The organism is Microbacterium gorillae, assembly GCF_000826185.2.
In the GTDB taxonomy this organism is placed as follows: domain Bacteria; phylum Actinomycetota; class Actinomycetes; order Actinomycetales; family Microbacteriaceae; genus Microbacterium; species Microbacterium gorillae.
Map to the genome: position 1 here is coordinate 887,588 of NZ_LN648875.1, position 24,365 is coordinate 911,952.

Sequence of the window (24,365 nt, forward strand, 5' to 3'; positions counted from 1 at the left end):
ATGACGCTGTAACACGGTGACGCCGAGGCTGCTGATCAGGAGAGGTCGATCAGCAGCCTCGGCGTCGCCGTGAGGCGTGACTCAATACAGCTCGATCAGCAGCTTCGGCGTCTTCGCACGCGATACGCAGAGCGCGATCTGCTCACCCGCCGCCTTCTCGGATGCGGTGAGGCAGTTGTCGCGGTGGTCCGCCTCCCCCTCCAGCAGGCCGCTGACGCACGAACCGCAGATGCCCTCCTCGCAGGACTTGAACACCTCGATGCCGTTCTGCTCGAGCACGGCGAGGATCGATTGGTCCGCCGGAATCTCGAACGACTCCCCGGTGTCCAGCTCGACCTCGAAGGCGGTGTCGCCGCTGGTGTCGACATCGGCCGCCTCGAAGTGCTCGATGTGCACCGCGTCGGCGCCGACGACGGGGCCGAACACCTCCGCCACGGCCGCCATGAAGCCGTCCGGCCCGCACGTGTAGACGTGCGTGCGCGTCGATACGCGCGGCAGGATCGATCGGAACGCCTCCGGCTGCTCGGCGCGCGGGACGCCCCAGTGCAGCGCCACGCTGTCCCGGAACTCGGCACGCTCCTCGAGGAAGTCGACGAACGCCGCCTCCTCGCGCCCGCGCGCGAAGTAGTGCAGCTCGAAATCCGCGTTGCGGCTGTGCAGCTCGTACGCGATCGCCAGCAGCGGCGTGACACCGATGCCCCCGGCGATGAGGACGTGCCGGTCGGCGTCCGCCGCGACCCCGAGCAGGTTCCGCGGCTTGCCGATCAGCAGTCGGTCGCCGACCGCGACGCCGTGCAGCGCCACGCTCCCCCCGCGCGGTCCGTTCTCACGCTTGACCGCGATCAGGAGCGCGGACGGATCATCCGGAGCACTGCACAGCGAATACTGGCTGAGCACCCCGGTCGGGCCGGTCACATCCACGTGCGCACCGGCCTCCCACCGCTTCTGGAAGGGCAGTCCGTCGTCGCGGACGAGACGCAGGGTCCGGATCTGCGGCGTCTCCTCGATGACCTCCGTCACCCGGACGGGCAGCCCGCTCACAGCAGGAATCCCGCCGCCGGCAGCTCGTCCTCGCTGTCGATGAGGCGCACGGCCTTGAGCACGATCCGGTCGTCGGCGGGCGTCGCCCCGAACCGGATGACGTGCTCGACGTCCCCCGCCCAAACGTGATGGATCCCCCGCTTGAACGCGACGCAGACCTGCGCACAGCGGATGCGGATCTCCTCCTCACTGACCGCACCGACAACGAAGCGCGCCACGGTCCGCGCGGTCGTCGCCGCGTCCACGGCGGAGATCGCATAGCCCTCGGTGAGGCGGACCACGCGCGCGCGGCGCAGCCGGTCGTCGTCGTAGATGAGGTTCAGGTGCGCGGCGAAGTCCTCCGTCTCCCGATCGATCGGCACCACGTAGATGCCGTCGGCGGAATACAACTCCTGCCAGGGCAGGTAGTCCTTGCGATCGAGCAGCTCGGCCTCCCACGAGACGAGGTCGATCGCGCGGACGACGCGAGGATCGTCCGAGGCGACCGCCGCGCGGTCGAGCGCACGGCGATAGGTGCTGCGACCGGTCAGCCAGGCTCCCGGCTTGACCTGGCTCGCGGGGTTCGTGTCGACCGCGTCAGTCATCTGCCATCATGTCCTTCCACTGGTGGTACGCCGACCGCATCCCGGTCTCATCGGTCGAGTGCGAGGTCGGCCATCCGGCGTCGTTCTGCGCCTCGCGGGCGAAACCGCGGTTCACCATGATCGGCAGCTCCGGGCCGCCGACCGATCCGCGCTGCACACGGTCCCAGCCCTCCGCGTCATCGGGCGTGCCGAAGCCGAACGGACCCTGGAAGTTCTCGTGGGCGCGCATGCGCTCCTGGTTCACGCGATCGACGATCTCCGGCGGACCGTCCGGTCCGATCGCGATGTGCTCGATCACGGTCTCGTTGACCGACACCGGACGCAGCGTGCGGAAGAACGAGATCGACATCGAGACGTTGGGGAAAAGGTTGAGGTTGAACCCGGTGCCGTGCATCGAGTGCACGAGCTTGCGGACGTCCTCCTCCGGCACACCCTTCGCACGCAGATCCGCGACGAGTCCGTCGAAGCGCGGTTGCAGCGGCTCGCTGCCGTCGTCGGCCGCGAGATCGGTGTGCTCCGGCACCATCTGCATGACGGAATGGCCGTTGCCGAGCGCGTGGGTGACCGAGGCCGGGTCGGTCATGAAGCTCATCATCTCGGCCGTCTCCGCATCGACGGTCGCCATCCACGAGCGGTGCACGATCGGGAAGTGGTAGCCGTCGGTCGTGTTCTCCAACTGGATCTTCCAGTTGCCGCGGAACGTGAACCGGAACGTGCCGATCACCTTGATGGGGTACCCGCCGCCCTGCGCCATGAAGAGGTCGATCCACTGCTTCACGTCGCCGAGGAAGTCCTCGAGCGGCTCGGCGTCGTGATCGAACGTCGCGAAGATCATGCCGTTGTAGGACTCGGTGCGCAGCTTCTTCAGCCCCATCACCTTCTTGTCCATGATCCCCTCGTACCCGTCCGGGTACGGCAGACCGCGCAGGGCGCCATCCAGCCCGTAGGACCAGGCGTGATACGGACACGTGAACCCGTTCACCTGCCCGGTGCGCGTCTCGCACACCGTCGCTCCGCGGTGCCGGCACCGGTTCAGCATCGTGTGCACGGCCCCCTTGCGGTCGCGGCTCACGATCACCGGCTGCCGACCGACGTAGGTGGTCTTGAACGAGCCGGCCTTCGGCAACTCACTGTCGTGCGCGACCCAGACCCAGGTCTTCTCGAAGATCTTCGCCATCTCCTGCTCGAAGATCTCCGGGTCCGTGTACATCCGGCCGGCGACGCGGTCGCTCAGCACGAGATCGGACGGTTCGAGCTCGTAGATGTTCTCCTCAGTGAACTCGATCGTCATCGATGCCTCTTCCTCAACGTGCGGATCGGGCTGACCGCGGGGCACGGTCGACCCGATTCCACGCTAGGGACGCCGTCCGCCCCGGGACAGCCGAGAAGAGGCCAGCCGATCTAGGGGATTCTCTGTACGGCGCTACGGCGCACTCCGTCTGCCCGCCGTCGACGCCGAACCATAGCCTGACTCGTGGACGCCCCGACACGACGTCGTGACGCCCACCCGTCTCGCCCGTAAGGAGTCACCGATGCGGCGTCTCGATATCCCCGCAGATCAGCGGCGGATGACCCTGATGTGCTACACCGACACGTTCGGGTACGGCTGGAAGCACGTCGACCTGTTCACGCATGACCTCGACGGCAACGAGCTGAACTGGGTCCACTGGGGAGTCCCCGAGGACGGCCCCGACGCGGCCGACCGGGTGACCGCACGCATTGAGCCCGACCTGCGCCGCACCACCGACTGGCGCCATCACGTCAGCGCGTTCGGCCAGGAGTACTGGATCGCCGATGTGGAGTGGGCGGAGGACGGCGCGTGAGTTCGACCGGCCTGTTCGCCCCGTGGTCCCTGGCCGAGCTCGTCGCCGAACTGCGCGACGGACGCGCGACCCCGGCGTCCGCGCACCAGCGGGCGCTGGAGCGCATCGACGCGACCGAGAACGACGTGCGCGCCTGGGTCAGCCACCGATTCGATGCGCCCCGCGCGGGTGCGGACGCACCGCTGGCCGGCGTCCCCCTGGCGGTGAAGGACATCATCGACCTGCACCGCCATCAGACGCGGTGCGGCTCGGACCTGCGCGCGAACGTCCCCCCGGCCGCACGCGATGCGGCGATCGTCGCCGCCTGGCGCGCCGCCGGTGCCGAACCGCTCGGCAAGACGGTCACCACGGAGTTCGCCTACTTCGCACCGGGCCCCACCCGTAATCCCGCGGCCCCGGTGCACACCCCGGGAGGATCCTCGAGCGGGTCGGCGGCGGCCGTCGCGGCCGGACACGTGCCCCTCGCGCTGGGCTCGCAGACGGCGGGGTCGGTGATCCGCCCGGCCGCATACTGCGGGGTGGCGGCGCTCGTCATGACGCACGCGAGTTACCCCACAGACGGTGTCGTCGGTCTGGCGCCGAGCCTGGACAGCCACGGGGTGTTCGCCGCACGAACCCGCGATCTGGCCGTGGCGTGGGCCGCGCTGACGTACACACCGGTCGTGGAACCGCTCGCGCCGACGCGACTTCTGTTCTGGGACGGCGCCGGTGCCGGCGAGGTCGATGCCGAAATGCACGCGGCCGTCGACGGGGTCGCCGCCGCCGCGCGTGCTCGCGGCGTGAGCGTCGAGCCGTTCCCGGACGACGGCCTGATCGCGGATCTCTCCCACGCTCACCGCGTCGTCATGGCGTGGGAGGCCGCGCGCGAGCGCGCCGCCGAACTCGCGCGCGCCGACCGATTGAGCGAACCGCTGGCCGAGCTGCTGCGCACGGGAGCGACGACGCCGGAGGCCGCGTACGCCGAGGCACGGGCGACGATCGAGCGCGCCGGGGCGACCGTGGCAGGGTTGTTGCAGGCCGGCACCGTCATTCTCGGCCCGGCGGCCCCGGGTGCCGCTCCGCCCGGCCTCGCGGCCACCGGCGATCCCGGCCTCTCCCGCCCGTGGCAGGCGCTCGGCCTTCCCGTCGTCGCCGTGCCGGGGTTGCGCACCCAGCAGGGCCTGCCGCTCGGTCTGCAGGTCATCGGTCATCGCGGTGACGAAGACGGAGTGATCCGGACCGCCCAGTGGATCGAGCAGCTCGTCGTGGACGGGGCCCCCGTACGCTGACGAGATGGAGCAGTCCGTCCGCGTCCCCGCTCGGCTGTCGGCCGTCGATTTCCAGGCGATGTTCGAGGTGTCCGACATGTGCACGCTCGTCCACGACGGGCGCACGAAGGAGATCATCTGGGCTAACGGCGCGGCGTGCCGGATGCTCGAGTACGACCTGCGGGAGCTCCTGCCCCTGCGGGCCAACCACATCAGCGGCCTGGCCCAGCAGTACGACCGAATGGTCGCCCGCGCGCTCCTCCAGGACGCCCTGGAGACCGGCGTGAGTCGCGTGCGGTGGGAGTTGCGTTCGAAGTCCGGTCGCCTGATCCCCACGGACGCGTTCGCCGTGCGCATCGACACCGCCGACGGGCCGGCCGTCATGGTGCAGTACCGCGATCTGGAGCGTGAGCACGCGACCGACGAGCAGGACCGGCTCGCGGCGCGCTACGTCACCTCCCTCACCCGTCACACGTCCACGATCGCGCTCATGCTGGACGGGGAGGGACGGATCCGCACCGCCACGGACACGGCGCTGGGCTACCTCGCGGAGGGGCGCAGCCCGGAGACGGTGGTCGGGTGCCTCGTCGATGAGGTCGCCGCCCTGTACGCGGACGGCGTCCGGATCCGCTGGTCGCGGATCGCGGACGACGCCGAACCGCTGCGTGCGATCCGGCTCGAGATCGCGCGCGAGTCCGCACCGGCGACCTGGCTGGAGGGCAGCGTCGAGCGCCTGACCGAGGACGGCGGCGAACAGAGCTACCTCGTGTTCCTGCACGACGTCTCCGATCGCGTGCACGACGATGCGCGCCGCGAACTGGAGCAGCGGCAGGAGGACTACCTGGCCCGATACAACGCGATGGGGGACCTGGCGATGGCCATCGCCCACGAACTCGGGCAACCGCTGGCCGCCGCCCGCAACTTCATCGCCGGCGCGCGGACCCGGTTGGCCTCCGACCGCGCGGAGGGCGATCCGGAGCGAACGGCCGCGGTCGAGTTCGGGCTGGACAGCGCCCGCAGTCAGCTCGATCGGGCCTCGACCATCGTCTCCACCCTGCGCACCTTCGTCGGCCACCTGGAGCACATCGAGCAGGTGGTCGATCTCGGCGACATACTGCGCGAGTGTATGCCCTTCATCCAGCTCCGCGCTCAGGCCGCCGGCGTCGCCGTCGAGGTCCGCCACCATCCGGTCCCGATCCCGGTCCGATGCGAACGCGTCCTGACCGGCCAGGTCGTGCTGAACCTCTGCTTCAACGCCATCGACGAGATGGCCGCGTGGGGTGAGGACGCGCATCCCGTGCTCGTCACCGCCGCTCTGGTGGACGGGGAGGCCGTGCTCTCCGTGACCGACCGCGGTCGGGGGCTCACACGCGACCCGTTCGCCGAATCGTTCACCGAGAAGAGCAGCGGCAGCGGCATCGGGCTCGCGCTCAGTTACCGCATCATCACGCGCCAGCACGGCCGGATCTGGCACGGCCCCGGAGCGGCCGGCGGGTCGGTGTTCGCCTTCGCGTTTCCGCTCGCGACCGCCGACGAGGTCAGCGATCGTGCGGCAGCGGAATCCGGTGCAGGAGCACGTCCCTGACCAGTGCCCCCAGCCCCTCGGCGTCGGTCTTCGAGCGGATGTGCGCCCGGTGGACGTCGATGGTCTTGACGCTGGTGCCCAGGCGCTGCGCGATGGCCTGGCTCGGCAGGCCGTCGACCACGAGGGCGAGAACCTGCATCTCCCGCGCCGTCAGGGTCCCGATCCGCTCCTGCACGGCCTTTCGCTCGGCGGCACGATCGAACGCGGCCGCCGCCACCGGCAGCTGCGCCTGCACGGCATCCAGCAGGCGCTGCGGTTCGTACGGCTTCTCCAGGAAGTCGACGGCGCCGGAGCGCATGGCCCGCACGGACATCGAGATGTCCCCGTGTGCGGAACAGAAGATCACCCGGCCCGGGTACCGGCGGCGGATGAGCTCCTCCTGCAGCTGCAGTCCGCTCATGCCCGGCATCCGGACATCGACGACGGCGACGGCCGGCTCATCCGGATCGAACTCCTCCAGGAAGGACATCGCGCTGGGGTAGGTCAGGACGGTCAGTCCCACGCTCTGCAGCAGGAAGATGATGGAGTCGCGGTGGTCGTCATCATCATCGATGACGTGGACGACGACCTCGTGGTAGGCGGTCACGCGTCACTCCTGCAGGACGATCGAGGCGGACGGATAGGTGCGCGCGAACGCCGCGGGAAGGTCGGCGACGAAGACGTTCTCCGTCCGCGTCCGCGTGATCTTCCAGTCATCGCCGTCGCGGCGGAAGCGGTTGTGCAACCGGCTGGACCGCAGCAGCGCCGTGCCGTCGTCGTACAGCCAGGGCTGCAGGTGGATCCAGTGCCCAGCCGCCTCATCGCCGGTGACGACGATGTGCTCGGTGGTGAGGTAGTGGGCGTTCAGCACCAGCCGGGCCGTGCCCTCCGGGAAGTCCCAGAAACGCCGGAAGTGATCGCGGATGGCGTCCTTGCCGACCGCGCGGCCGAACTGTCCGGTGTAGGCCTCACCGACGCCCTCCCACACGGCGTCGTCGGTGTAGAGCTCGAGGATGCGCTCGATCCGTTCCGCGTCATCCGCGACGTCGGGTTCGGGGCACGGGGTGTCGCACAGCAGCATGTACCGCGCCTGCACCCGCCGGATCGCCGCCTCGGCTTCGAGGACCTCGATCCGTCGGACCAGGGTCGCCAGTTCGTTCTCGGCCTCCATGGGCACCTCCTCCCGGCACGTTAGACGGCGCTCATCGTCCGGGGCCGCCCGGGTTCATTCAGCGGCCCGCGCACGATCAGTCTCGTCAAGGTCAGTAGTCGTCGAGGTCGAGGTGCCGACCACTCGGGCGGGGGCGGAAGAGGTCCGCGCCGATGTCCACCGCCGTGCCCCACAGCGCGCGCAGCACGCGCTCGTCGTCGGTGCGCCCGACGCCGATGCCGGCCGAGATGGCCGCAATCGGATGCGTCGTGCTCCCGGGCGCGAACACCGGCACCGCGACGGTGCGCAGGCCCGGCACGCACTCACCGGACTCGGACGCCCAGCGACGCAGGCGGATCTCGGCGGCCGCGCCCGGCGCCATCACACCCTCGCGGTACGCGGCGATCAGCCGGGCGCTCGCCGTGGACAGGTCCGACACCCGCATCGACACGCGGCCGATGTGGGGTGCGGCCTGGCGTCCGGCGATCCGCTCCAGATAGACGCATTCGCCGTCATGTTCGACGGCGAGGTGCACGACCGCGGCGTGCACGGACTCGCGGAGGTCGACGAGGTGGGGACGCGCGATCTCCCGGAGGATGGTCGGTCCGGGAACGATCTGCCCCATTTCGAACAGACGCCACCCCAGCTCGTAGCCCTCGGCGGACTTCCGCAGGAAGCCCATCGACGTCAGGGCGGAGGCGAGCCGGTACGCGGTCGCCTTGGGAACGGTCGATCGTCGACTGAGTTCGGTCAGCCCGACCTTGCGATCACCCTGCGCGAACACTCCCAGGATGAGGTCGAGCTTGCCCAGGACCGAGTCCTTGGCATTAGCGAGGTCAACGTCGACGCTCGCGGTCTCCTGCATCATCAAAGACATCTCTGGCCTTTCATTTGACCAAATGGTCAATTCAGAATGCCGAATGGCAAATCGGATGTCAATACTTATTTGGGGTGCCACACTGGCATCCACGCGACCCGTCCGGACTCGCGAGCACACCGGTTCCCGGAACCCACCGAGAGGAGCGCCATGCCGACCGTCCGCCGCGCCTATGCCGACACCCCGCTGGGCCAGATCCATTTCGCTGAAGCGGGAACGGGCGACCCGCTGATCCTGCTGCACCAGACCCCGCGGTCCCACGATGAGTTCCGCGAAGTGATGCCCCTGCTCGCGGGCGATCGTCGGGTGATCGCGCCGGACATGATCGGCTTCGGTCTGTCCGCGAAACCGGATGACGCACAGTCGATCGAGCTGTACGCGCGCGGGGTCGTGGCCCTCGCGGACGCGCTCGGGCTGACCGAGTTCGCGGTCCTCGGCCATCACACCGGGATGTTCGTCGCCGTGGAGGTCGCCGCGATGGTGCCGGACCGCGTCACGGCCGCGGTGTTCTCGGGCGCCGAGCTCGGCGACGCGGAATTCCGTGCGGACACCGGCGACGGCGGGGTGGACGATGCACCCCGCCGTCCGGACGGCTCACACCTGACGACCCTCTGGGCGCAGCGGCTGCCGTTCTACCCGCCGGACCGGCCGGACATCCTGGACCGCTTCATCCACGACGCCCTCGCCCCCGGCGTCGATCCGCGCGAGGGGCACGAGGCCTGCGCCCGCTATCGCATGGAGGATCGCCTCGATCTCGTCCGCGCGCCCCTGCTCGTTCTCGCCGCCCCCGAGGATCCGTTCTCCTACCCGCACCGCGACCGCGTCGCCGCGGCGTTCCCGCACGCCCCGCACGTGCAGACGGTCGACGTGCCCGGTGGGGGCATCCCGCTCATGGAGGTCAAGCCGGCCGAGGTCGCCGCCGCCGTCACCGCATTCCTCGCCACGGCACCGGTCCGGAACTAGTGGTTCAGCCGTCTGCCGCCACCGCACCGATCAGCTGACGCATTCGGGTCAGCACGCGGTCTGCTCCGTACGACGCTCCGTACACCGCGTGCTGCAGCACGAGGCCGTCCAGGATCGCGCAGACGAGCTCAGCCAGCGCGCCGTCCGGATCATCGATCCCCTCGGCTTCCAAAGCCTCACCCGCTTGCGCGAAATAGAGGCGGTACACCGCGGCGATCCGTTCCTTGGAGATGTCACCCCGGGCGGCGCGAAGCACGTGGTCGTACTGCAGCAGCGCGCGCCCGTCGCTGGCGGCCATCAACTCGAGCACACGCGTGGCGAGTTGGTCGAATCCCGCGTCGCCGGGCACGACGATGGCGGCCTCCTGTCGAGCCACACGCTCGAGGGCTCGATCGACCAGTTCATCGGTGGTGCCGAAGTAGAAGCCGATCAGGGTGCGCGAAACCCCCGCTTCCCGAGCGACCGCATCCCACGTGATGCCGTCCAGCCCGCGCTCGACGGCGACCCGGACGGCGGCCTCGAGCAGTCGTTCGCGGGCTCCCCCGGTCAGTTCCTCCGGCCCGGACGCCTCGTCCGCCGTTCGCGTCATCGCGTGCCCCTTCTCCCGAATCCGGCGCCGTCCGGTGCCCTCGGTCCTCCAGGGTGACGACCTCGACCGCAGGGGTCCGAGCGCGGGTCCATCCAGCGGATCGCACGACGGCGACCGCGGGGCGCCCCCGCATAGGGTCACGGCACGGCTCGAAACAGCTGCGCGCCGGAGAGAGGTGGACATGAGCACGCACGAAGATCCTGCGGCGGATCACACCTGGGACTGGTGGTCGCCCCCGCGGACGGTGGACGTCGGCGGTGTCCCCGTCGCCTATCGCGAGGCCGGCGAAGGACCCACGGTCCTCTACCTGCACGGCGAGCGGTTCACCCGCATCTGGCCGCCCGTACTCGACCTGCTCGCCGCCACCGCACACGTCGTGGCACCGGAGCACCCCGGCTACGGCGACACGCCGATGCCGGCGGAGTGGGACGCCTGGACGGACTGGGTGCTGCACTACGACGAGCTGCTGCGCACGCTCGACCTGACCGATGTGCACCTGGTCGGTCACGGCCTCGGTGCCTGGCTCGCCGCGGAGCTCGCGATCCACTACCCGGACCGGTTCGCCTCCCTCACCCTGATCACCCCGTTCGGCACGCGTCTGCCGTCCGAGGAGTACATGCCGGACTGGTTCCGGCCGATCGATCCGTCCGGGCTCAATGAGATCTTCAACGGCCGCGGCGACGCGTGGGCGTCTCGTCTGCAGCAGGGGGACGCATCCGCCTGGGGCATGCAGCGGTATGCCGACGACACCACCACGGCGATCCTCACGTTCGAGCCGCGTTACGACTACGCGCTGGATCGACGACTCCCCCGCGTCACGATTCCGGCCCTGGTGCTCGCCGCCGAGGAGGACCGCTTCGTCGGCGACGGCCACGCTCCGCGCTTCGCCGCGCTGCTGCCGAACGCCGAGCTGCACACCGTTCCCGGTGCCGACGGCGAGCCGTCCGGTCACGGAGTCCTCCTGGAGGACCCGGAGGCCATCGCGGCCGCGGTCCTGTCCCACATCACCGCCACCACCGCCGTCACCACCGGGAGCGCGTCATGACCACCGAACCCGTCGAGTTCTTCGTCTCCCTGGAGAGCGGGTACCTCAATGTGCCGTTCGCCGGGGAACGCCCGCACGAGTCGATCCTGGTCGACGTCCCGGGCACCCACTACGACCCGCTGGGTGGACAGCGTGCCCTCGAGACGATGCTGGAGACCTACCTGCGCGTCGAGAAGATGGGCTTCGACGGCACGCTGCACACCGAGCAGCACAACGGCTCGCTCGGTATGACGCCGAGTTCTCTGATGGGCGCGGCGTGGCTCGCCGCTCGGACCGACCGCATCAAGATCGGCGTCGTCGGTCCGATCATGAACTCCTACCGCTCGCCCGTGCGGCTGGCCGAGGAGATCGCGATCGCGGACACGCTCGCGCGCGGCCGTCTCGTCGTGGGCCTGCCCTTTGGGCTCGGGTCCACGTACCACGGCCTCGGTATGAACCCCGCGACCGGGCGCGCTCGCCAGCTGGAGGCGCAGGAGCTCCTGGCCAAGGCGCTGCGCGACCCGGGCCCGTTCGCCTGGCGCGGCCGCTTCTTCAACCACGAGTACGTCAACGTCTGGCCGCGGCCGATGCACGACGTCGAGTTCCAGCTGCCGGGTGGCGGGTCCAAGGAGACGCTCGAGCTCGCGGCACGTCTGCGCTACGCCTACCAGCCGCACGCGAACAGCCTCGAAGAGCTCGCCCGGTCGCTGGAGAAGTTCCGCGACGAGTGCCGTCGCCAGGGGTACGAGCCCTCCCCCCGGCAGTCCGTCGCGGTGCTGAACGTCCACGTCGCCGAAACGGACGCGATCGCGAAGGCGGAGATCGAGGATCTCACGCTCTGGTACATGCAGAACTACGTCGCCGCGCGTGAGAACGACCTGTTCCCCCCGGGATACACCTCCCCGCAGTCGATCCGCGCGATCCGCGCGTCCGGCATGTTCGAGGGCTTTCCCGATCTCACCTACGACGGCCTCGTGGAGTCGAAGACGATCATCTCGGGCTCGCCGGAGCGGGTCATCGAGGCGATCGAGGAGCTCATCGAGACGACGGGTGTGGGACGTGTCGTGCTGACGTTCTCGGCCGGCGAGAAGCCGCGCTGGATGCTGGAGAAGACCCTCGGCATCTTCGCCGAGCAGGTCCTCCCCCACTTCCGCAAGAACGGCCGCCCGCTCTCGGACGAGGAGCCGACGTACGGCTACGGCACCTCGCTGGAGTACGCCGCGAACCGGCGCACGGACGTGCTGCCCGTCATGGCGGAGAAGGACGGATATCTCATCGACGTCGAGCGCTCGCGCTTCGACCCGGAGGGTGCCCGCATCCGGCCGGTGCAGTACGCCGGACAGGACTGATCACCCGGGAATGACGAAGGGCCGGTGCGTATCGCACCGGCCCTTCGTCATCGCTTCCGTCGTGTGAGAGTCACTGCACGCGCACGCGCTTCGCACCGCGACGGGCGGTGACCTGCAGCTCCATCTTCATCCGCGGCTCCGCGAGCGCGACGTTTCCGACCATGGCACCGGAGGCCGGCGGCGCATCGCCGAAGGTCTCGGAGATGACCGCGGCGACCGCCTCCGCGTCAGCGATGTCCACGACGTAGGGCTGCATCCAGACCACCTCGTCCAGGCTCGATCCCTCCCGCGCGAGCAGGTCGGCGATGATGGCCAGGGACTGCCGGGTCTGGTCGGCCGTGTCCTCCGAGATGGAACCGTCCATCGCGTGGCCGCCGACGCCGGAGACGTAGATCGTGGTGTCGTCCGCGATGCTCGCCGCGCACGGGATCCCGAGACCCTCGGGGAAGAAGGAACGCCACTCAGCCATGTCAAACTCTCTCCGCCGGAGGTTCGGTGATCCGGCGCTCCGACGGTAGGCGCGGTCCCGGATTCGTTCCACCGTTCGGTCTGCTCCCCGGACCCGGACCACCCCCACGCCGTCTGTGCTGTCAGGCTCGCCCCATGACCAAACAACGACTGCAGACCGACGTCGTCGTGCTCGGCGCGGGCCTGTCCGGCCTCACTGCGGCCCGCTCCCTCCAGCAGCACGGCGTCGAGGACGTCCTGATCGTGGACGCGCGCGACCGCGTCGGCGGACGCATCACGACCGTCCCGCGCCCCGGTGGCGGCACTTTCGAGGCCGGCGCCGAATTCATCGAGGCCGCTTTCGTCGAGGTCCCCGCGCTGGCCGCCGAACTGGGCGTCGAGATCGTTTCCGTGGACCCGGTCACCGGCCTGCAGGACGTGCGTTTCTCGGGTGGTGAGCGGCTCCTGGAAGCCGAGCCGCTCGCGGCGCAGCCGGAGCTGATGGACGAGCTCGGCCCGGTCTACGAGGCGCTGGCTGAGATCGCTGCGTCGCTCGACCCGGTCCACCCCTGGGAGACCCCGACGGCACGGGACCTCGACCGCATCACCCTGGCGGCATGGCTGGACGGTTTCGAGCTGAGCCCGGCCGCCCGCGAAGTGCTCGAGACGGACTACTCGTTCCTCGCGGCCTCCCCGGAGGAGGTCTCGATCCTGTACGTGGCGTGGTTCGGGAGCATCTCGCACGCGGAGACGGAAGAGCCGGCACCGATGCGCCTCGTCGCCGGTGGCGGACCGAGCGCGATCATCGCCGCACTGGCCGGACCGCTGTCCGAGCGGACCCTGCTCGATTCCCCCGTCCTGTCCGTGGAGCACGGCGATGACGGCGTCACCGTGCACACGGCGGACCACACCATCGATGCGCGCGCGGTCGTGATCGCGGTCCACCCGAACCTCCTCCAGCGCGTGAGCTTCACGCCCACCCTGCCGCCGGCCCGGCGCCGGTTGCAGCAGCGCTGGCTGGGTGGTCCCGGCGCGAAGCTCTTCGCCGTCTACCCGACGCCGTGGTGGCGCGAGCGCGGCCTGAGCGGCACCGCGACCAACACGCTCGGCATCGCGTCGATCATGGACATGTCCGTGGTCGGCGACGGCACCGAGGGCATCCTCGCCGGACAGATCGCCGGCACCTCCGAGGCGATCGTCGCGGACACCGACCTCCTCGCCGACGACGAGCGGCTGAAGGACGCGTTCCGCGAGGCGATCGTCGCGGCCTTCGGCGAAGAGCCGGAAGAACCGACGGAGGTCCACGTCGCGTCGTGGTTCAACGACGTCTGGTCCCCCGGGTGCGCCACCGCGCCCCCGCCCGGCGCGGTGAGCCTCCTCGGTCCGGTGCTTCGCCAGGACATCGGACGCATCGTCTTCGCCGGCGCGGAGACCGGCGAGCCCTTCTGCGACTGGATGGAGGGCGCGGTGCTCGCCGGCCGCCGGGCCGGCCACGCCGCCGCGCGCCTGGTGCTGCGCGACGCTCGCTGACGAGCGCGATCCATGAGGGAGGGGGATGAGCCGGTCGGCTCATCCCCCTCCCTCATGCGGAGCCGGGCTCAGCGTGAGCGCACGTCCACACCGGTCTGTCGGGCGAACGTCCCGGTCGGGTCGACGGCGGCGCGCACCGCGGCGAGACGCTCGGCCTTGTCCCCGGCGTGCGGGCTCGTCAGCGTGGCCATCCGGTTCAGTCCGCCGTTGAAGTTCGGGATCACCTCGGCACTGGCCCACGGCGCGAGCGCGTCGGCGACCTTCTGGAAGGCCACCGGGGCGGCGGGATCGAAGGCGACCTCACCCATCGTCGCGACGTAGAACGCGTAGCGGGCATCGCGCGCCGCCACGGCCGTCGCGGTGGCATCGGGCGCTTCCGTCGCACCCCCGAGCACCTGGATCGCACCGGCGACGAAGAGCGAATCGGCACCCAGCGCGTCGATGATGGTGTCGACCGCCGCCTCCGGCAGCTCCCGCAGGAACACGGCACCCTCACGCACGGGGAAGGGCTCCTCGACCGGCTGGTCCTGCGCCTCGCCGCGCTCGACGAACATCGGCTCGGCGTCGGTCGGGAAGGTGGCGAGCACGTCCTCGAACTCGGCCTCGTCGCCGACGTGCACGATCCGGAGCATCAGCACCGGCGTCATGGTCTCCCCGCCGTTCTCCTCATCCGGCATCGGCTCCACGCCACCGAGCGGGTTGAACGACGCCGGCAGGTCCTGGATCCACCGCGCCCACGCGCGGAACATCACCGGAATGTCGTCCGCGGCGTAGTACCGCGTCTCCGCCTGCACGGCCGGGAGGTTGAGCAGCTCGATCGTGACCGAGACCACGCAGCCGAAGCCGGAGTTCCCGCCACGCAGGGCCCAGAACAGCTCGGTGTTCTCGGTGTCCGACGCCTCGACGATCGAGCCGTCCGCGAGCACCACACGCATCGAGCGCACGTGGTCCGCACCGTAACCGTACGTCCGGGTGTACGCGCCGAGACCTCCACCGAGGAGGAAGCCGACCACGCCCACGGACGGGTCCTGCCCGGAGGACGGGGTGAAGCCGTGGACGGCGGCGGCCTGCGCCACCTCGCCCCACGTCGTGCCCGCCCCGACGACCGCGGTTCCGGCTTCCGGGTCGACCGTCACGGACGCCAGCGGAATGGTCCGGATGAGGACACCCTCGGTGATGGGGCCGTAGTAGCCGTGGTTGTGCCCGAGTGGGCTCACCGGCAGTCCGTGCGCGGTCGCGAGGCGCACCGCCGCGGCGACATCGTTCTCATCGCGCGGGTCGACGAGGAAGGGCGCGGTGTGCTTCCACACTTGCTGGAAGCCATGCGCCTTCGCGTCATACTCCGCATCCGCGGGGGTGTACACCTCCCCCGCGATCGCCGCACGAAGATCGTTCGTGAACGTGTCAAGGACCTGCTCGGATGTCGCCATCGTCAACCTGCTCTCCTGCTCGTGGGGCACCGCTCTCCGCGGCGCACGGGGGTCTTCGCCTCCCGAGCCAGCATTCCGCGTGAGCGGACCGATCCCGGGTGCGTGGTTCATCTGCCGAACTCGGTCATACCGACGCGGCCTCGTCCGGACGTGACCCGGACCACGCGGCGCGCAGCAGGCGCTCGAGCGCGCTCCGATCGAGCCGGCGGGGGTTGCTCGGTGGAACGACGTCGAGGATGCGTTCGGCGGCATCCGGGAGGACGGCCGCATCGAGCCCCAGTTCGCGAAGCGAGACCGGCGCGCCCACGGATCGGCGGAGGTCGTCGAGCCCCTCGGCCGCCGTCCGAGTGCCGAGGAGTTCCGCGATCTGACCGGCGAGCTCGGGAACCGCGGACTGGTTGACGGCGGTGACATAGGGCAGCAGGACCGCGTGGGTCGGAGCGTGCGGCAGGTCGTAGGCCCCGCCGAGCACATGGCAGATCTTGTGATGCAGACCGCTTCCCGCGGACGCGAACGCCGTGGCGGCCAGGTACCCGCCGAGGAGGAGCCGCTCGCGGACCGCGGGTGTGTCCGTGCCCTCCGCGAGCGCGCGCAGCCCGGCGATCAGGGATCGTGCTCCGTCGAGCCCGGTCGCACGGTTGAGCGGATCGGCACGCGGCGCCCACAGGCCATCGACCGCGTGCGCGAGAGCGTTCAACGCGCTGACCGCCGCGGCTGACGCCGAGAGCGACGCGACGAGCTCCACGTCGTACACGACCACGCGCGGCAGAACCCGGTCATCGACGCCGGTCACCTTGCGTCCGCCGACGGTGTGCCCCCAGACGTTCGTCGCCTCGGAACCGGAGAACGTCGTCGGGACGGCGAGGATCGGCAACCCCGCGTCCCGCGCCACCACCTTCGCCAGCCCGATCGCGGATCCGCCCCCGACGGCGACGACGACATCGGCGTCCTTCGCACGGGCGACCGCGACCTCGCCCTGCTCGAGCGGCACGTGCTGGCGGACATCCGAGACCCGCGCGATCACCGGAAGCGTCCGGACGAGCCGATCGCCGAGCGAGCGCGCCGATCCGGTGGAGATCAGCAGGACGCGTTCCGCACCCAGATCCACGACGCCCGCTCGCACATGCTCCTCGACCAGCCCCGCACCGAACAGCACCCGCTGCGCGAGCGCGTGGTGGTCGAAGATCATGCCGTCGGAACGCGCTCGACTCCGGCACCGGGAATGAGCGCCACGACCTCGTCCGCGCACGACCGCACGCGGTCGATGATCGCCCGCGCCTGAGCGGCGCTGATGGGCTCCAATCGACCCCACACCCCGAGCTCGAAGACCATCTCGCCGTCCACGAAGATCGGCACCGAGGCGAAGCGCAGTTCGACCGGTTCGCTCATCTCCGTGAGCGGCACGTTGTACTCCGCGGCGCTGGACTGGACCAGGTGCACGGGAATGTCCATCGCCGTGGTTTCGAACAGGTGCGCTTCTGCGGCCGGGCCGACCGCGTACGCGACTCCGTCGGCCTCCACGCGCTCGAGCAGTGCGACAGCGGCCTCATAGCCGAACGCATCGGATGCGGTCGCCAACCACCGCCGACGCTCGGCCTCGTCACGGTTGGCGGCGAACAGGGCACCGGTGGGTGCCGCGTACGGCCAGCGCTGCCCGACCCGAGTGATCATCTCCGGTCGCACGACCTGGCCCGCCGACGCGGCGATCACGAGATCCGAACCGGCGGCGCACAGGGCGCTCACCTCGGTGTCCAGGTCCGCCGCCAGCCTCTCCATGGGACCGCGGGCCAGGTCGACGTAGCGCATCTGGGATGCCAGGGAGGCGTCCGCGGTCGCGAGAGACAGCGGGACGAAAGCGCCGTAGCCACCGCGGAAGAACAGCAGCGGGGTCGTCGCCTCCTGCACGTCGAGCTCCGCGACGCGACCGACGACGATGTCATGGTCGCCACCGGGGTAGACCGCCTCGGTGTCGCACTCGATGTAGGCCAGCGCACCCTCGAGGACGGCGCTGCCGCGGTCGGTGAAACGAAGGGGCACGCCTTCGAACTTGTCGGTCTTGCGCGCCGCGATCTGCCGGCAGACCGCTTCCTGGTCCGCGGTGAGCACGTTCACGCAGAACTGCGATCCGGTCGCCCGCAGCGCCCCCCACGAGCCGGACGTGCTGGTGGCGAAGAACGCGACCAACGGCGGGTCCAGGGAGACCGAGGCGAACGAGCCGACCGTCATGCCGACGACCTCTCCGTCCGCGCCGACGGCGGTGATCACGACGACTCCGGTCGGGTACTGGCCGAGCGTGCGCCGGAAGTGCATGGCATCGATCGGGGTGGTCGGTGCTGTCGACATGATTTCCATCCTCCCTTCGCCGCACGACGCGCGACGAGCTCCTGAGTCCTCAGCTAACATCTCAGGGCGTGTTTCCGGCAAGCGGATTCGCGGCTACATACCCTGCCTGATATTTAAGATTCTCCCTACGCCCGCTGAGGGATGCTCCATCCAGCGGCGACGGGAAGCGACCGGAGGGCGGCACTCACGCTGAGTGCCGCCCTCGTCGTCCACACGGATCAGTTCGTGAACGACACCTTGTTCAGTCCGCGCGAGAGCGCGATTCCGGCCTGATCCGCCGTCGGCCAGCCGGTCGTGTTGGCGGCCGTGGCGAGCATCGTGTCGGCGAACGCGGCGATGATGTACGGACCGCGCTCGAACGTAATCTCCTGCATCTTCTTCAGCGCTGCCGAGCGCTGGGCGTCGTCCGTCGCAGCATTCGCGATCGCCCACTGCTCGTTGAACTCCTTGTCCGAGAACTGCGTCTGCGACCACACCACATCGGGGCCGAGGAGCATCGTCGCGGTCGACATCACGCTCATCGACGGCATGGGCTCGTTCACACCCACCTCCCACGGCGCACCCTCGAAGTAGGTGGCTTCGTCGACGAGGTTCACGGACGCGTCCAGGCCGATTTCGCGCGCGGCCTTGGACACCAGCTGCGCCAGGGGCTCGGACGATGCGATCGCGGTGAACACGGCCTTCTTTCCGGTGGCCCCCGCCTCGGCGATGAGCTTCTTCGCACCCTCCACGTCACGCTTGCGGACGAGGCTCTTGTCGAACTCCGGATCGGCCGGACCGAACGTGTCGTAGGCGAGAGAGCCGTGACCGCCGTAGATGACCTGCAGGATCTCGTCGCGATCCACACCCATCTTGAGCGCCTCGCGAACGCGCGGATCAGCGAAGACGCTGTCGCCCGTGGTCTTCAGCGCGATGCCGTCCCACGATCCGGACTTCAGGTCGAGGACGTTGAACCGCTTGTCCGCTTCCAGGCGGGACAGCTGCGACGCGGGCGGCGCGGTGATGACGTCGACCTGTCCACTGATGAGGGCGTTCACGCGCGCATCGGCGTCCGGCAGAGGGATCAGTTCGAAGCCCGCGAGCTTCGCGACGTCACCGTGGTAGTCATCGAACCGCTTCCACACCGACTTGGTCGCGTCGTGCGAGACGAATTCGAACGGTCCGGTGCCCACCGGGGTCTTCGGGTCATAGCCCACCGGGACCAGGTTCGTCCCCGCCTCGGCGAGCATCCGGTCGAACCAGCCGTTCGGGCCCCTCAGGTGGAACCGCACGGTGAGGTCATCGACCTTGTCCATCGACTTCACCTGGCCGAGAGCCGCGCCGGCCGACGCGGCGATATCCGGATTCTGCATCCGCTTGATCGTGAAGATCACATCGTCGGCGTTGGCGGTCTTGCCGTTGTGGAACTTGATTCCCGGCTTCAGCTTGACGATCCACGTGGAACCGTCGCCCTCGGGCTTGACCTCGTCAACGAGCACCTTCTCGAGCTTGAAGTCGTCGGTGTATCGCAGCAGCGGCTCATACACGGGCCCCTGGGCGACGAAGTAGCCGTCGAGGTTCATGGCCGCGTGCGCGTCGAAGACCGTGGTGGCGTCGCCACCGTGGAATCCGATGCGGAGCATTCCCCCGTCCGCGGCGGCCGTCGAACCGGAGTCCGACTTCGCGGGCTGGCTCGCGCAGGCGCTGAGCATCACGCTCACGCCAAGGATGGCGACAGCGGCGCGCAGCAGGCGGGACAGTCGTGACCGTCCACTCCCACGCTCTCTGCGCCGGACTTCATCGTGCGACGGCTGCTTCATGGCGGACCCTTTCTCTGGTCTCGGGGTGACGGGCTTGTCAGGCGGTCGCCGCGAGACGGGCGACGGCCGCGGCGATCTTGTCGGGTTCCTGGACGATCAGAAGATGTCCGGTCGGGTAGGCGTCGCCCACGATCCGGACCGTCGGCGCGTCGCCGAGCCAGTGCGCCCAGATCTCCGCGCTCTCGGGCGTGAACAGCAGGTCATCGTCCGGGATGAGCACCTGGCGCGGTCCACGGATGCGGGCGAGCCGCCGGTACAGCGACGGCACTCCGCGCCAGTCGTAGGCCTCCGGGTCGGACCATTCGTCCTGCACCGGACCGATGTTCTGACCGTCCTCATCGGCATCGCGGTACTCCGGGTACGCGGCCTGGTTCCCGTTGAAGCTGTAGTGGTCCATATCGACGTCCTCGGGCAGGTTCGCCCAGTCCAGACGGTCGCCGTCACCGGGGGTGACCAGCGGCAGGGGCGCCGGCGCGAGGACGGTGAGCGAGAGCACGCGCTCCGGCAGCAGGGCGGCCACGGAGGCCGCGACGGGTGCTCCGCCGGAGTGGCCGACGGCGTGGAAGGTCGTCACGCCGAGGGCCGCGAGCGCGTCCGCCTGGAGCAGGGCGAGGTCATCCACCGAACGCATCCACGCTGGACGGACGGAGTCGCCGAAGCCCGGACTCTGCGGCACGGTGACGGTGAAGTTCTCGGCCAGCCGGTCGTACAGGGGAAGCCAGCGGTCAGACAGACCCGCCCCATGGAAGAAGACCAGGTCCGGTCCGCTGCCGGCTCGGAAGTACGGCAGCTCGGCGCCGTCGGCTCCGAAACGGATGCGCTGCAATTCGGGCGTCGTCACGTGTTCGAGCCTCTCTGTCCGGGGCCCGGTGCGTACGACGCAACGTCGCTGCGGCGCGCGTCTCGGGCAGGCGGGCCGGTCGGAATTCGCGGCCTGTCGCCAAGCTAGGTAGCCCGCCGCAGGCGGGCAATACGAAGGACCTTTACGCATCTCAGACAACAGGGCCGCATACCCGTACCGCCGGTAGCCAGAAAAAGAGTTCGGGAGTAAGCATGGGAAATCGCATATGCGCAATGTTGAGCATCGAGGTGGAGGAACCCGTGGCCCTTGTAGAGATCGAGACGGCGGATGCCACAGCCGCCCGAGCGGCGGGTCCCTATCGCTGGATCGGCAGACGCCTCGGGCTGGGCGTGGTGACCCTGGTGCTCGTGGCGGTGATCGTGTTCTTCGTGACGATGCTGCTGCCCGGGGACGCCGCGCGCGTCGTTCTGGGGAATGCGGCGACCCCGGAGCGCCTCACCGCGCTGCGCGCCGAAATGGGGCTGGACCGCCCCATCATCGTCCAGTTCGCCAGCTGGGTCGGCGGCATCCTGCGGGGAGACTTCGGCGATTCTCTCGTCTCCCGCCGGCCCGTCACCGACATCGTCCTTCCCGCCCTCGGGAACACCCTCGCCCTGGTCACCGCCGTGGTCGCCATCAGCATCCCGCTCGCTCTGGTGATCGGCATCGCCGCCGCGGTCCGCCCGGGCGGGATCATGGACGGCTTCGTCGGCTTCATCTCGGTCGTGATCTCGGCGTTGCCCGAGTTCGTCATCGCCATCGTCCTGATCGTGGCCCTGTCCACCGGAGCGCTCGCCCTGTTCCCCGCGGTCTCACTGATCCCCGTCGGCGATTCCCCCTTCGCGCATCCGGACATGATGTTCCTCCCGGCGCTCACCCTGATCATCATCAGCATCCCCTACCTCGCCCTCCAGGTCCGTGCGTCCCTGCAGGATTCGCTGCGCTCCGAGTACGTGACGATGGCCGAGCTGAAGGGCCTCAGTCGGCCGAGAGTGCTGCTATGGCACGCGCTGCCGAACTCCCTGGCCCCGGCCATCCAGGCAGCCGGCCTGACGCTGACGATGCTCATGGGCGGAACGGTCGTCCTCGAGTTCATCTTCCAGTACCCCGGGATCGGCCTCGCCCTGTCCACCGCTGTCGCCCAACGCGACATCACCACCGTGCAGGCGGCGGTGGTGATCCTCGCGGCCGGGTACATCGTGATCAATCTCGTCGCCGACGTCCTGACCCTGCTCGTGACCCCGAAACTGAGGACCCGATGACCAGCCCCAGCACCGTCACCACGGCACTGCGCTCACTCCGTGCGGAACGGAGCACCTCCCGCGTGCGCACCGCACTGCGCGACCGTCGATCCATCATCGGACTGGTCCTGATCGGCATCACCCTGCTGATCGCGCTGATCGGCCCGTTGCTGGCACCGCACCCGGTCGACGCCTACATCGCGGCACCGTTCGCCCCTCCCGGCGACGGCTACCCGCTCGGTACCGACGCCATGGGGCAGGACGTGCTCTCCCGGGTCCTGAGCGGCGGCCGGACGGTCGTGTGGATGTCCGTCATCTCGGCGACGATCGGAACCGTGGTCGGCGCGCTCGTCGGCATGCTCGCCGGCTACCGCGGCGGGTGGGCCGACGAGGTCCTGATGCGCCTGTGCGATGTCTTCCTCGCCCTCCCGATGATGGTGTTCGTCCTGCTCGTGGTGGCGGTCTTCGGACGCGCCCCCTGGCTCCTGGTCGCTCTCATCGCCTTCTCGCACGTGCCATCCGCCGCCCGCGTCATTCGCGGCGCGACCCTCGACGTCAGCACGCGCGAATACGTCGAGTCCGCCCAGGCGCTCGGTGCCGGACCGCTGCGCGTGAACATCACCCAGGTGCTGCCGAACATCATCCCCACCCTGTCCGTCGAGTACGGGCTGCGGATCGTGTGGTCGGTGTCCATGCTCGCGGGCCTCAGCGTGCTCGGGCTCGGCGTCGCCGCGCCCGCCGCCGACTGGGGCCTGATGATCAACGAGAACCGCGCCGCCTTCTCGTTCCAGCCGCTCGGCGTCCTCGTTCCGCTCGCACTGCTGGCGATGTTCGCGCTGGGCGCGAACCTCGTCTCCGAGGGCATCGCCCGATCACTGAACGTCTACACCTCAGGGAGCAACGCATGACCGACACAGCGTCGACATCAGTGGTGCGCGTGCAGGGCCTCACCGTCAAGGTCGCCGACAAGGAGATCGTCAGCGACGTCTCCTTCGAGATCGCCGGGGGCGAGATCCTGGGCCTCGTCGGCCAGAGCGGGTCCGGCAAGACGACGGTGAGCATGGCGCTGCTCGGTTACACGCGACGCGGCGCTCGACTCACCGACGGCGCGGTGGAGGTCGCCGGGGTGGACGTCCGCGCCCTCAGCGCCGCGCAGTTGCGCGCGTTCCGCGGGCGGCGGGTCACCTATGTTCCGCAGGATCCGCGCGCGTCCCTGAACCCCGCACTCACCGTGCGGCGCCAGCTGGCCGAGGTCCTGGTCTCGTCGCCGGAGTCCTTGACGAAGGAGCAGATCGAGAACCTCATCCTCGAGTGCCTCGGCAGCGTCGGTCTGCCGGCGACCCGCGAATTCGCCAGACGCTACCCCCATCAGCTTTCGGGAGGTCAGCTCCAGCGCGTCGGCATCGCCATGGCGATCATCGACCGACCCGAAGTGCTCGTCCTCGACGAACCGACGACGGGCCTGGACGTGACCACGCAGCGGCGCATCCTCGACCTCGTCCGGGGCCTGTGCACCGAGTACGGGATCGCCGGACTCTACGTCACGCACGACCTCTCCGTCATCGCCGAGATCGCCGACCGGGTGATCGTGATGCACGACGGCGTGATCGTCGAGGAGGGCGAGGTCGAGACGGTCTTCGAGGACCCCCGGGACGAGTACACCCGTCGCCTGCTCCGGGCGGCGCCGGACATCAACGCCGAGCTGCCGCCGCGCACCGCGCCCGAGGCGGATGCCGGGCGGGTGCTCGCCGTGGCGGACCTGGATGCCGGTTACCGGCGCAACCAGGTGCTCCACGACCTCACCTTCGAATTGGGACGGGGCGAGTGCCTGGCGATCGTCGGCGAGTCCGGGTCCGGCAAGAGCACCCTGTCCCGCGCGATCATCGGCCTGCACCCGCAGTACACCGGACGCATCCTGTGGCAGGACCGGGAGCTGCCGCGGCGCGCGGCACGCCGCTCCCGCGAGATGGTCAAGGACCTGCAGTACATCTTCCAGAGCCCGTTCACGGCGCTCAATCCCCGGATGACCGTCGAGGAGAGCGTCGGGTTCGCCCACCGGATGGCCTTCCACGCCACCGCCGCCCAGCGCCGCGCAGCCGTGCGCGACGCCGTCGAGCGCGTGCACCTGCCCGCGAATGTCCTGACCAAGCTGCCCGGCAGCCTGTCCGGCGGAGAGCGGCAGCGCGTCGCGATCGCGCGAGCGCTGGTCACCGAACCCAGCATCCTCGTCTGCGACGAGGTGACGGCGTCGCTGGACGTGCTGATCCAGGCGTCCATCATCGACCTGCTCGCCGAGCTGAAGCGCGAGGGTGGCCTGTCGCTGCTGTTCGTCACGCACGACCTCGCGCTGGTGCGGTCCTTCGCCGACCGCGTGCTGGTGCTCGAACGCGGTCGGATCGTCGAGATCGGCGAGACGGCGACCGTCCTCCGTGACCCGCAGGCCCCGTACACGCAGCGGTTGGTCGGGGATGCCCTGTCCATCCGTCAGGCACTCGAGGGCCGGCGCACCCCCGCCCTCTGATC

The 24,365-nt window shown here is 69.7% G+C and carries 23 protein-coding genes; 10 read left to right on the top strand and 13 right to left on the bottom strand.

The window, feature by feature from the left end; translation table 11 throughout:
• Positions 1-81: 81 nt before the first annotated feature.
• Genes BN1193_RS13675 through BN1193_RS13685 form a run of 3 tightly spaced genes read right to left on the bottom strand, consistent with a single transcriptional unit; the run spans position 82 to position 2,916 of the window.
• Positions 82-1,041, bottom strand: coding sequence for a PDR/VanB family oxidoreductase (locus tag BN1193_RS13675; RefSeq protein ID WP_040167368.1), 960 nt, complete (start codon positions 1,039-1,041; stop codon positions 82-84).
• A complete protein-coding gene (locus BN1193_RS13680; protein ID WP_094770527.1) occupies positions 1,038-1,625 on the bottom strand; it encodes an aromatic-ring-hydroxylating dioxygenase subunit beta in 588 nt (195 codons plus the stop codon). Before BN1193_RS13680 ends, BN1193_RS13675 begins: the two co-directional genes overlap by 4 nt.
• Positions 1,618-2,916 carry an aromatic ring-hydroxylating oxygenase subunit alpha gene (locus tag BN1193_RS13685; RefSeq protein WP_040167370.1) on the bottom strand — a complete coding sequence of 433 codons (1,299 nt, stop codon included), beginning with the start codon at positions 2,914-2,916 and terminating at the stop codon, positions 1,618-1,620. Before BN1193_RS13685 ends, BN1193_RS13680 begins: the two co-directional genes overlap by 8 nt.
• Before the next feature lie 241 nt (positions 2,917-3,157).
• Here BN1193_RS13685 and BN1193_RS13690 point away from each other — a divergent pair, with 241 nt between their 5' ends.
• Genes BN1193_RS13690 through BN1193_RS13700 form a run of 3 tightly spaced genes read left to right on the top strand, consistent with a single transcriptional unit; the run spans position 3,158 to position 6,280 of the window.
• Complete coding sequence (locus BN1193_RS13690) at positions 3,158-3,448, top strand: hypothetical protein (protein ID WP_230206508.1); 291 nt, start codon at positions 3,158-3,160, stop codon at positions 3,446-3,448.
• Positions 3,445-4,716, top strand: a complete 1,272-nt coding sequence (locus tag BN1193_RS13695) for an amidase family protein (RefSeq protein ID WP_040167371.1) — start codon at positions 3,445-3,447, stop codon at positions 4,714-4,716. The genes BN1193_RS13690 and BN1193_RS13695 overlap by 4 nt, the downstream gene beginning before the upstream one ends.
• A gap of 4 nt (positions 4,717-4,720) precedes the next feature.
• A complete protein-coding gene (locus BN1193_RS13700; RefSeq protein WP_040167372.1) occupies positions 4,721-6,280 on the top strand; it encodes a PAS domain-containing sensor histidine kinase in 1,560 nt (519 codons plus the stop codon).
• On the opposite strand, the gene BN1193_RS13705 is transcribed toward BN1193_RS13700, so the two are convergent.
• The 3 genes from BN1193_RS13705 to BN1193_RS13715 form a co-directional block, all read right to left on the bottom strand.
• A complete protein-coding gene (locus BN1193_RS13705; protein ID WP_040167373.1) occupies positions 6,234-6,866 on the bottom strand; it encodes a response regulator transcription factor in 633 nt (210 codons plus the stop codon). The two genes, BN1193_RS13700 and BN1193_RS13705, sit on opposite strands and share 47 nt — an antisense overlap.
• A 3-nt stretch (positions 6,867-6,869) precedes the next feature.
• Complete coding sequence (locus BN1193_RS13710; protein WP_040167374.1) at positions 6,870-7,430, bottom strand: nuclear transport factor 2 family protein; 561 nt, start codon at positions 7,428-7,430, stop codon at positions 6,870-6,872.
• Between the two features lie 91 nt (positions 7,431-7,521).
• Positions 7,522-8,277, bottom strand: coding sequence for an IclR family transcriptional regulator (locus BN1193_RS13715; RefSeq protein WP_052460796.1), 756 nt, complete (start codon positions 8,275-8,277; stop codon positions 7,522-7,524).
• Between the two features lie 159 nt (positions 8,278-8,436).
• Between BN1193_RS13715 and BN1193_RS13720 the strand changes: the two genes are divergently transcribed.
• Entirely contained in the window at positions 8,437-9,249 is an 813-nt protein-coding gene (locus tag BN1193_RS13720) for an alpha/beta fold hydrolase (protein WP_040167377.1), read from the top strand.
• A 4-nt stretch (positions 9,250-9,253) separates the two neighbouring features.
• On the opposite strand, the gene BN1193_RS13725 is transcribed toward BN1193_RS13720, so the two are convergent.
• A complete protein-coding gene (locus BN1193_RS13725) occupies positions 9,254-9,838 on the bottom strand; it encodes a TetR/AcrR family transcriptional regulator (protein WP_052460797.1) in 585 nt (194 codons plus the stop codon).
• 181 nt (positions 9,839-10,019) lie between these two features.
• On the opposite strand from BN1193_RS13725, the gene BN1193_RS13730 reads away from it, so the two are divergent.
• On the top strand, positions 10,020-10,883 hold the full coding sequence (locus tag BN1193_RS13730; RefSeq protein ID WP_040167379.1) for an alpha/beta fold hydrolase: 864 nt from the start codon (positions 10,020-10,022) through the stop codon (positions 10,881-10,883).
• Complete coding sequence (locus BN1193_RS13735) at positions 10,880-12,211, top strand: LLM class flavin-dependent oxidoreductase (RefSeq protein WP_040167380.1); 1,332 nt, start codon at positions 10,880-10,882, stop codon at positions 12,209-12,211. The genes BN1193_RS13730 and BN1193_RS13735 overlap by 4 nt, the downstream gene beginning before the upstream one ends.
• 70 nt (positions 12,212-12,281) lie before the next feature.
• On the opposite strand, the gene BN1193_RS13740 is transcribed toward BN1193_RS13735, so the two are convergent.
• Positions 12,282-12,680: a Rid family hydrolase gene (locus BN1193_RS13740; RefSeq protein WP_040167382.1), complete on the bottom strand. Its 399-nt coding sequence runs from the start codon at positions 12,678-12,680 to the stop codon at positions 12,282-12,284.
• A 134-nt stretch (positions 12,681-12,814) separates the two neighbouring features.
• Between BN1193_RS13740 and BN1193_RS13745 the strand changes: the two genes are divergently transcribed.
• Positions 12,815-14,188, top strand: a complete 1,374-nt coding sequence (locus BN1193_RS13745; protein WP_040167384.1) for a flavin monoamine oxidase family protein — start codon at positions 12,815-12,817, stop codon at positions 14,186-14,188.
• A 68-nt stretch (positions 14,189-14,256) separates the two neighbouring features.
• Here the strand turns inward: BN1193_RS13745 and BN1193_RS13750 are convergent, their stop codons facing one another.
• The 5 genes from BN1193_RS13750 to BN1193_RS13770 all read right to left on the bottom strand — a co-directional run bounded on the left by BN1193_RS13750 (position 14,257) and on the right by BN1193_RS13770 (position 20,601).
• Complete coding sequence (locus BN1193_RS13750) at positions 14,257-15,618, bottom strand: FAD-binding oxidoreductase (RefSeq protein ID WP_040167386.1); 1,362 nt, start codon at positions 15,616-15,618, stop codon at positions 14,257-14,259.
• Between the two features lie 124 nt (positions 15,619-15,742).
• A complete protein-coding gene (locus BN1193_RS13755) occupies positions 15,743-16,807 on the bottom strand; it encodes a maleylacetate reductase (RefSeq protein WP_040167388.1) in 1,065 nt (354 codons plus the stop codon).
• Positions 16,804-17,961 (bottom strand): flavin reductase family protein, encoded by a 1,158-nt coding sequence (locus tag BN1193_RS13760; RefSeq protein ID WP_195907873.1) that lies wholly within the window; start codon positions 17,959-17,961, stop codon positions 16,804-16,806. Before BN1193_RS13760 ends, BN1193_RS13755 begins: the two co-directional genes overlap by 4 nt.
• Before the next feature lie 218 nt (positions 17,962-18,179).
• A complete protein-coding gene (locus BN1193_RS13765; RefSeq protein WP_094770532.1) occupies positions 18,180-19,760 on the bottom strand; it encodes an ABC transporter substrate-binding protein in 1,581 nt (526 codons plus the stop codon).
• A gap of 37 nt (positions 19,761-19,797) precedes the next feature.
• The gene (locus BN1193_RS13770) at positions 19,798-20,601 is read right to left on the bottom strand and encodes an alpha/beta fold hydrolase (protein ID WP_052460798.1); all 804 of its coding nucleotides are present in this window, start codon (positions 20,599-20,601) and stop codon (positions 19,798-19,800) included.
• Between the two features lie 233 nt (positions 20,602-20,834).
• On the opposite strand from BN1193_RS13770, the gene BN1193_RS13775 reads away from it, so the two are divergent.
• From BN1193_RS13775 to BN1193_RS13785, 3 genes are read left to right on the top strand one after another with little or no spacing between them, the layout of a single operon-like run.
• On the top strand, positions 20,835-21,863 hold the full coding sequence (locus BN1193_RS13775; RefSeq protein WP_052460799.1) for an ABC transporter permease: 1,029 nt from the start codon (positions 20,835-20,837) through the stop codon (positions 21,861-21,863).
• Complete coding sequence (locus tag BN1193_RS13780) at positions 21,860-22,750, top strand: ABC transporter permease (RefSeq protein ID WP_040167390.1); 891 nt, start codon at positions 21,860-21,862, stop codon at positions 22,748-22,750. Before BN1193_RS13775 ends, BN1193_RS13780 begins: the two co-directional genes overlap by 4 nt.
• A complete protein-coding gene (locus tag BN1193_RS13785) occupies positions 22,747-24,363 on the top strand; it encodes an ABC transporter ATP-binding protein (protein ID WP_052460800.1) in 1,617 nt (538 codons plus the stop codon). The genes BN1193_RS13780 and BN1193_RS13785 overlap by 4 nt, the downstream gene beginning before the upstream one ends.
• Positions 24,364-24,365 lie beyond the last annotated feature (2 nt).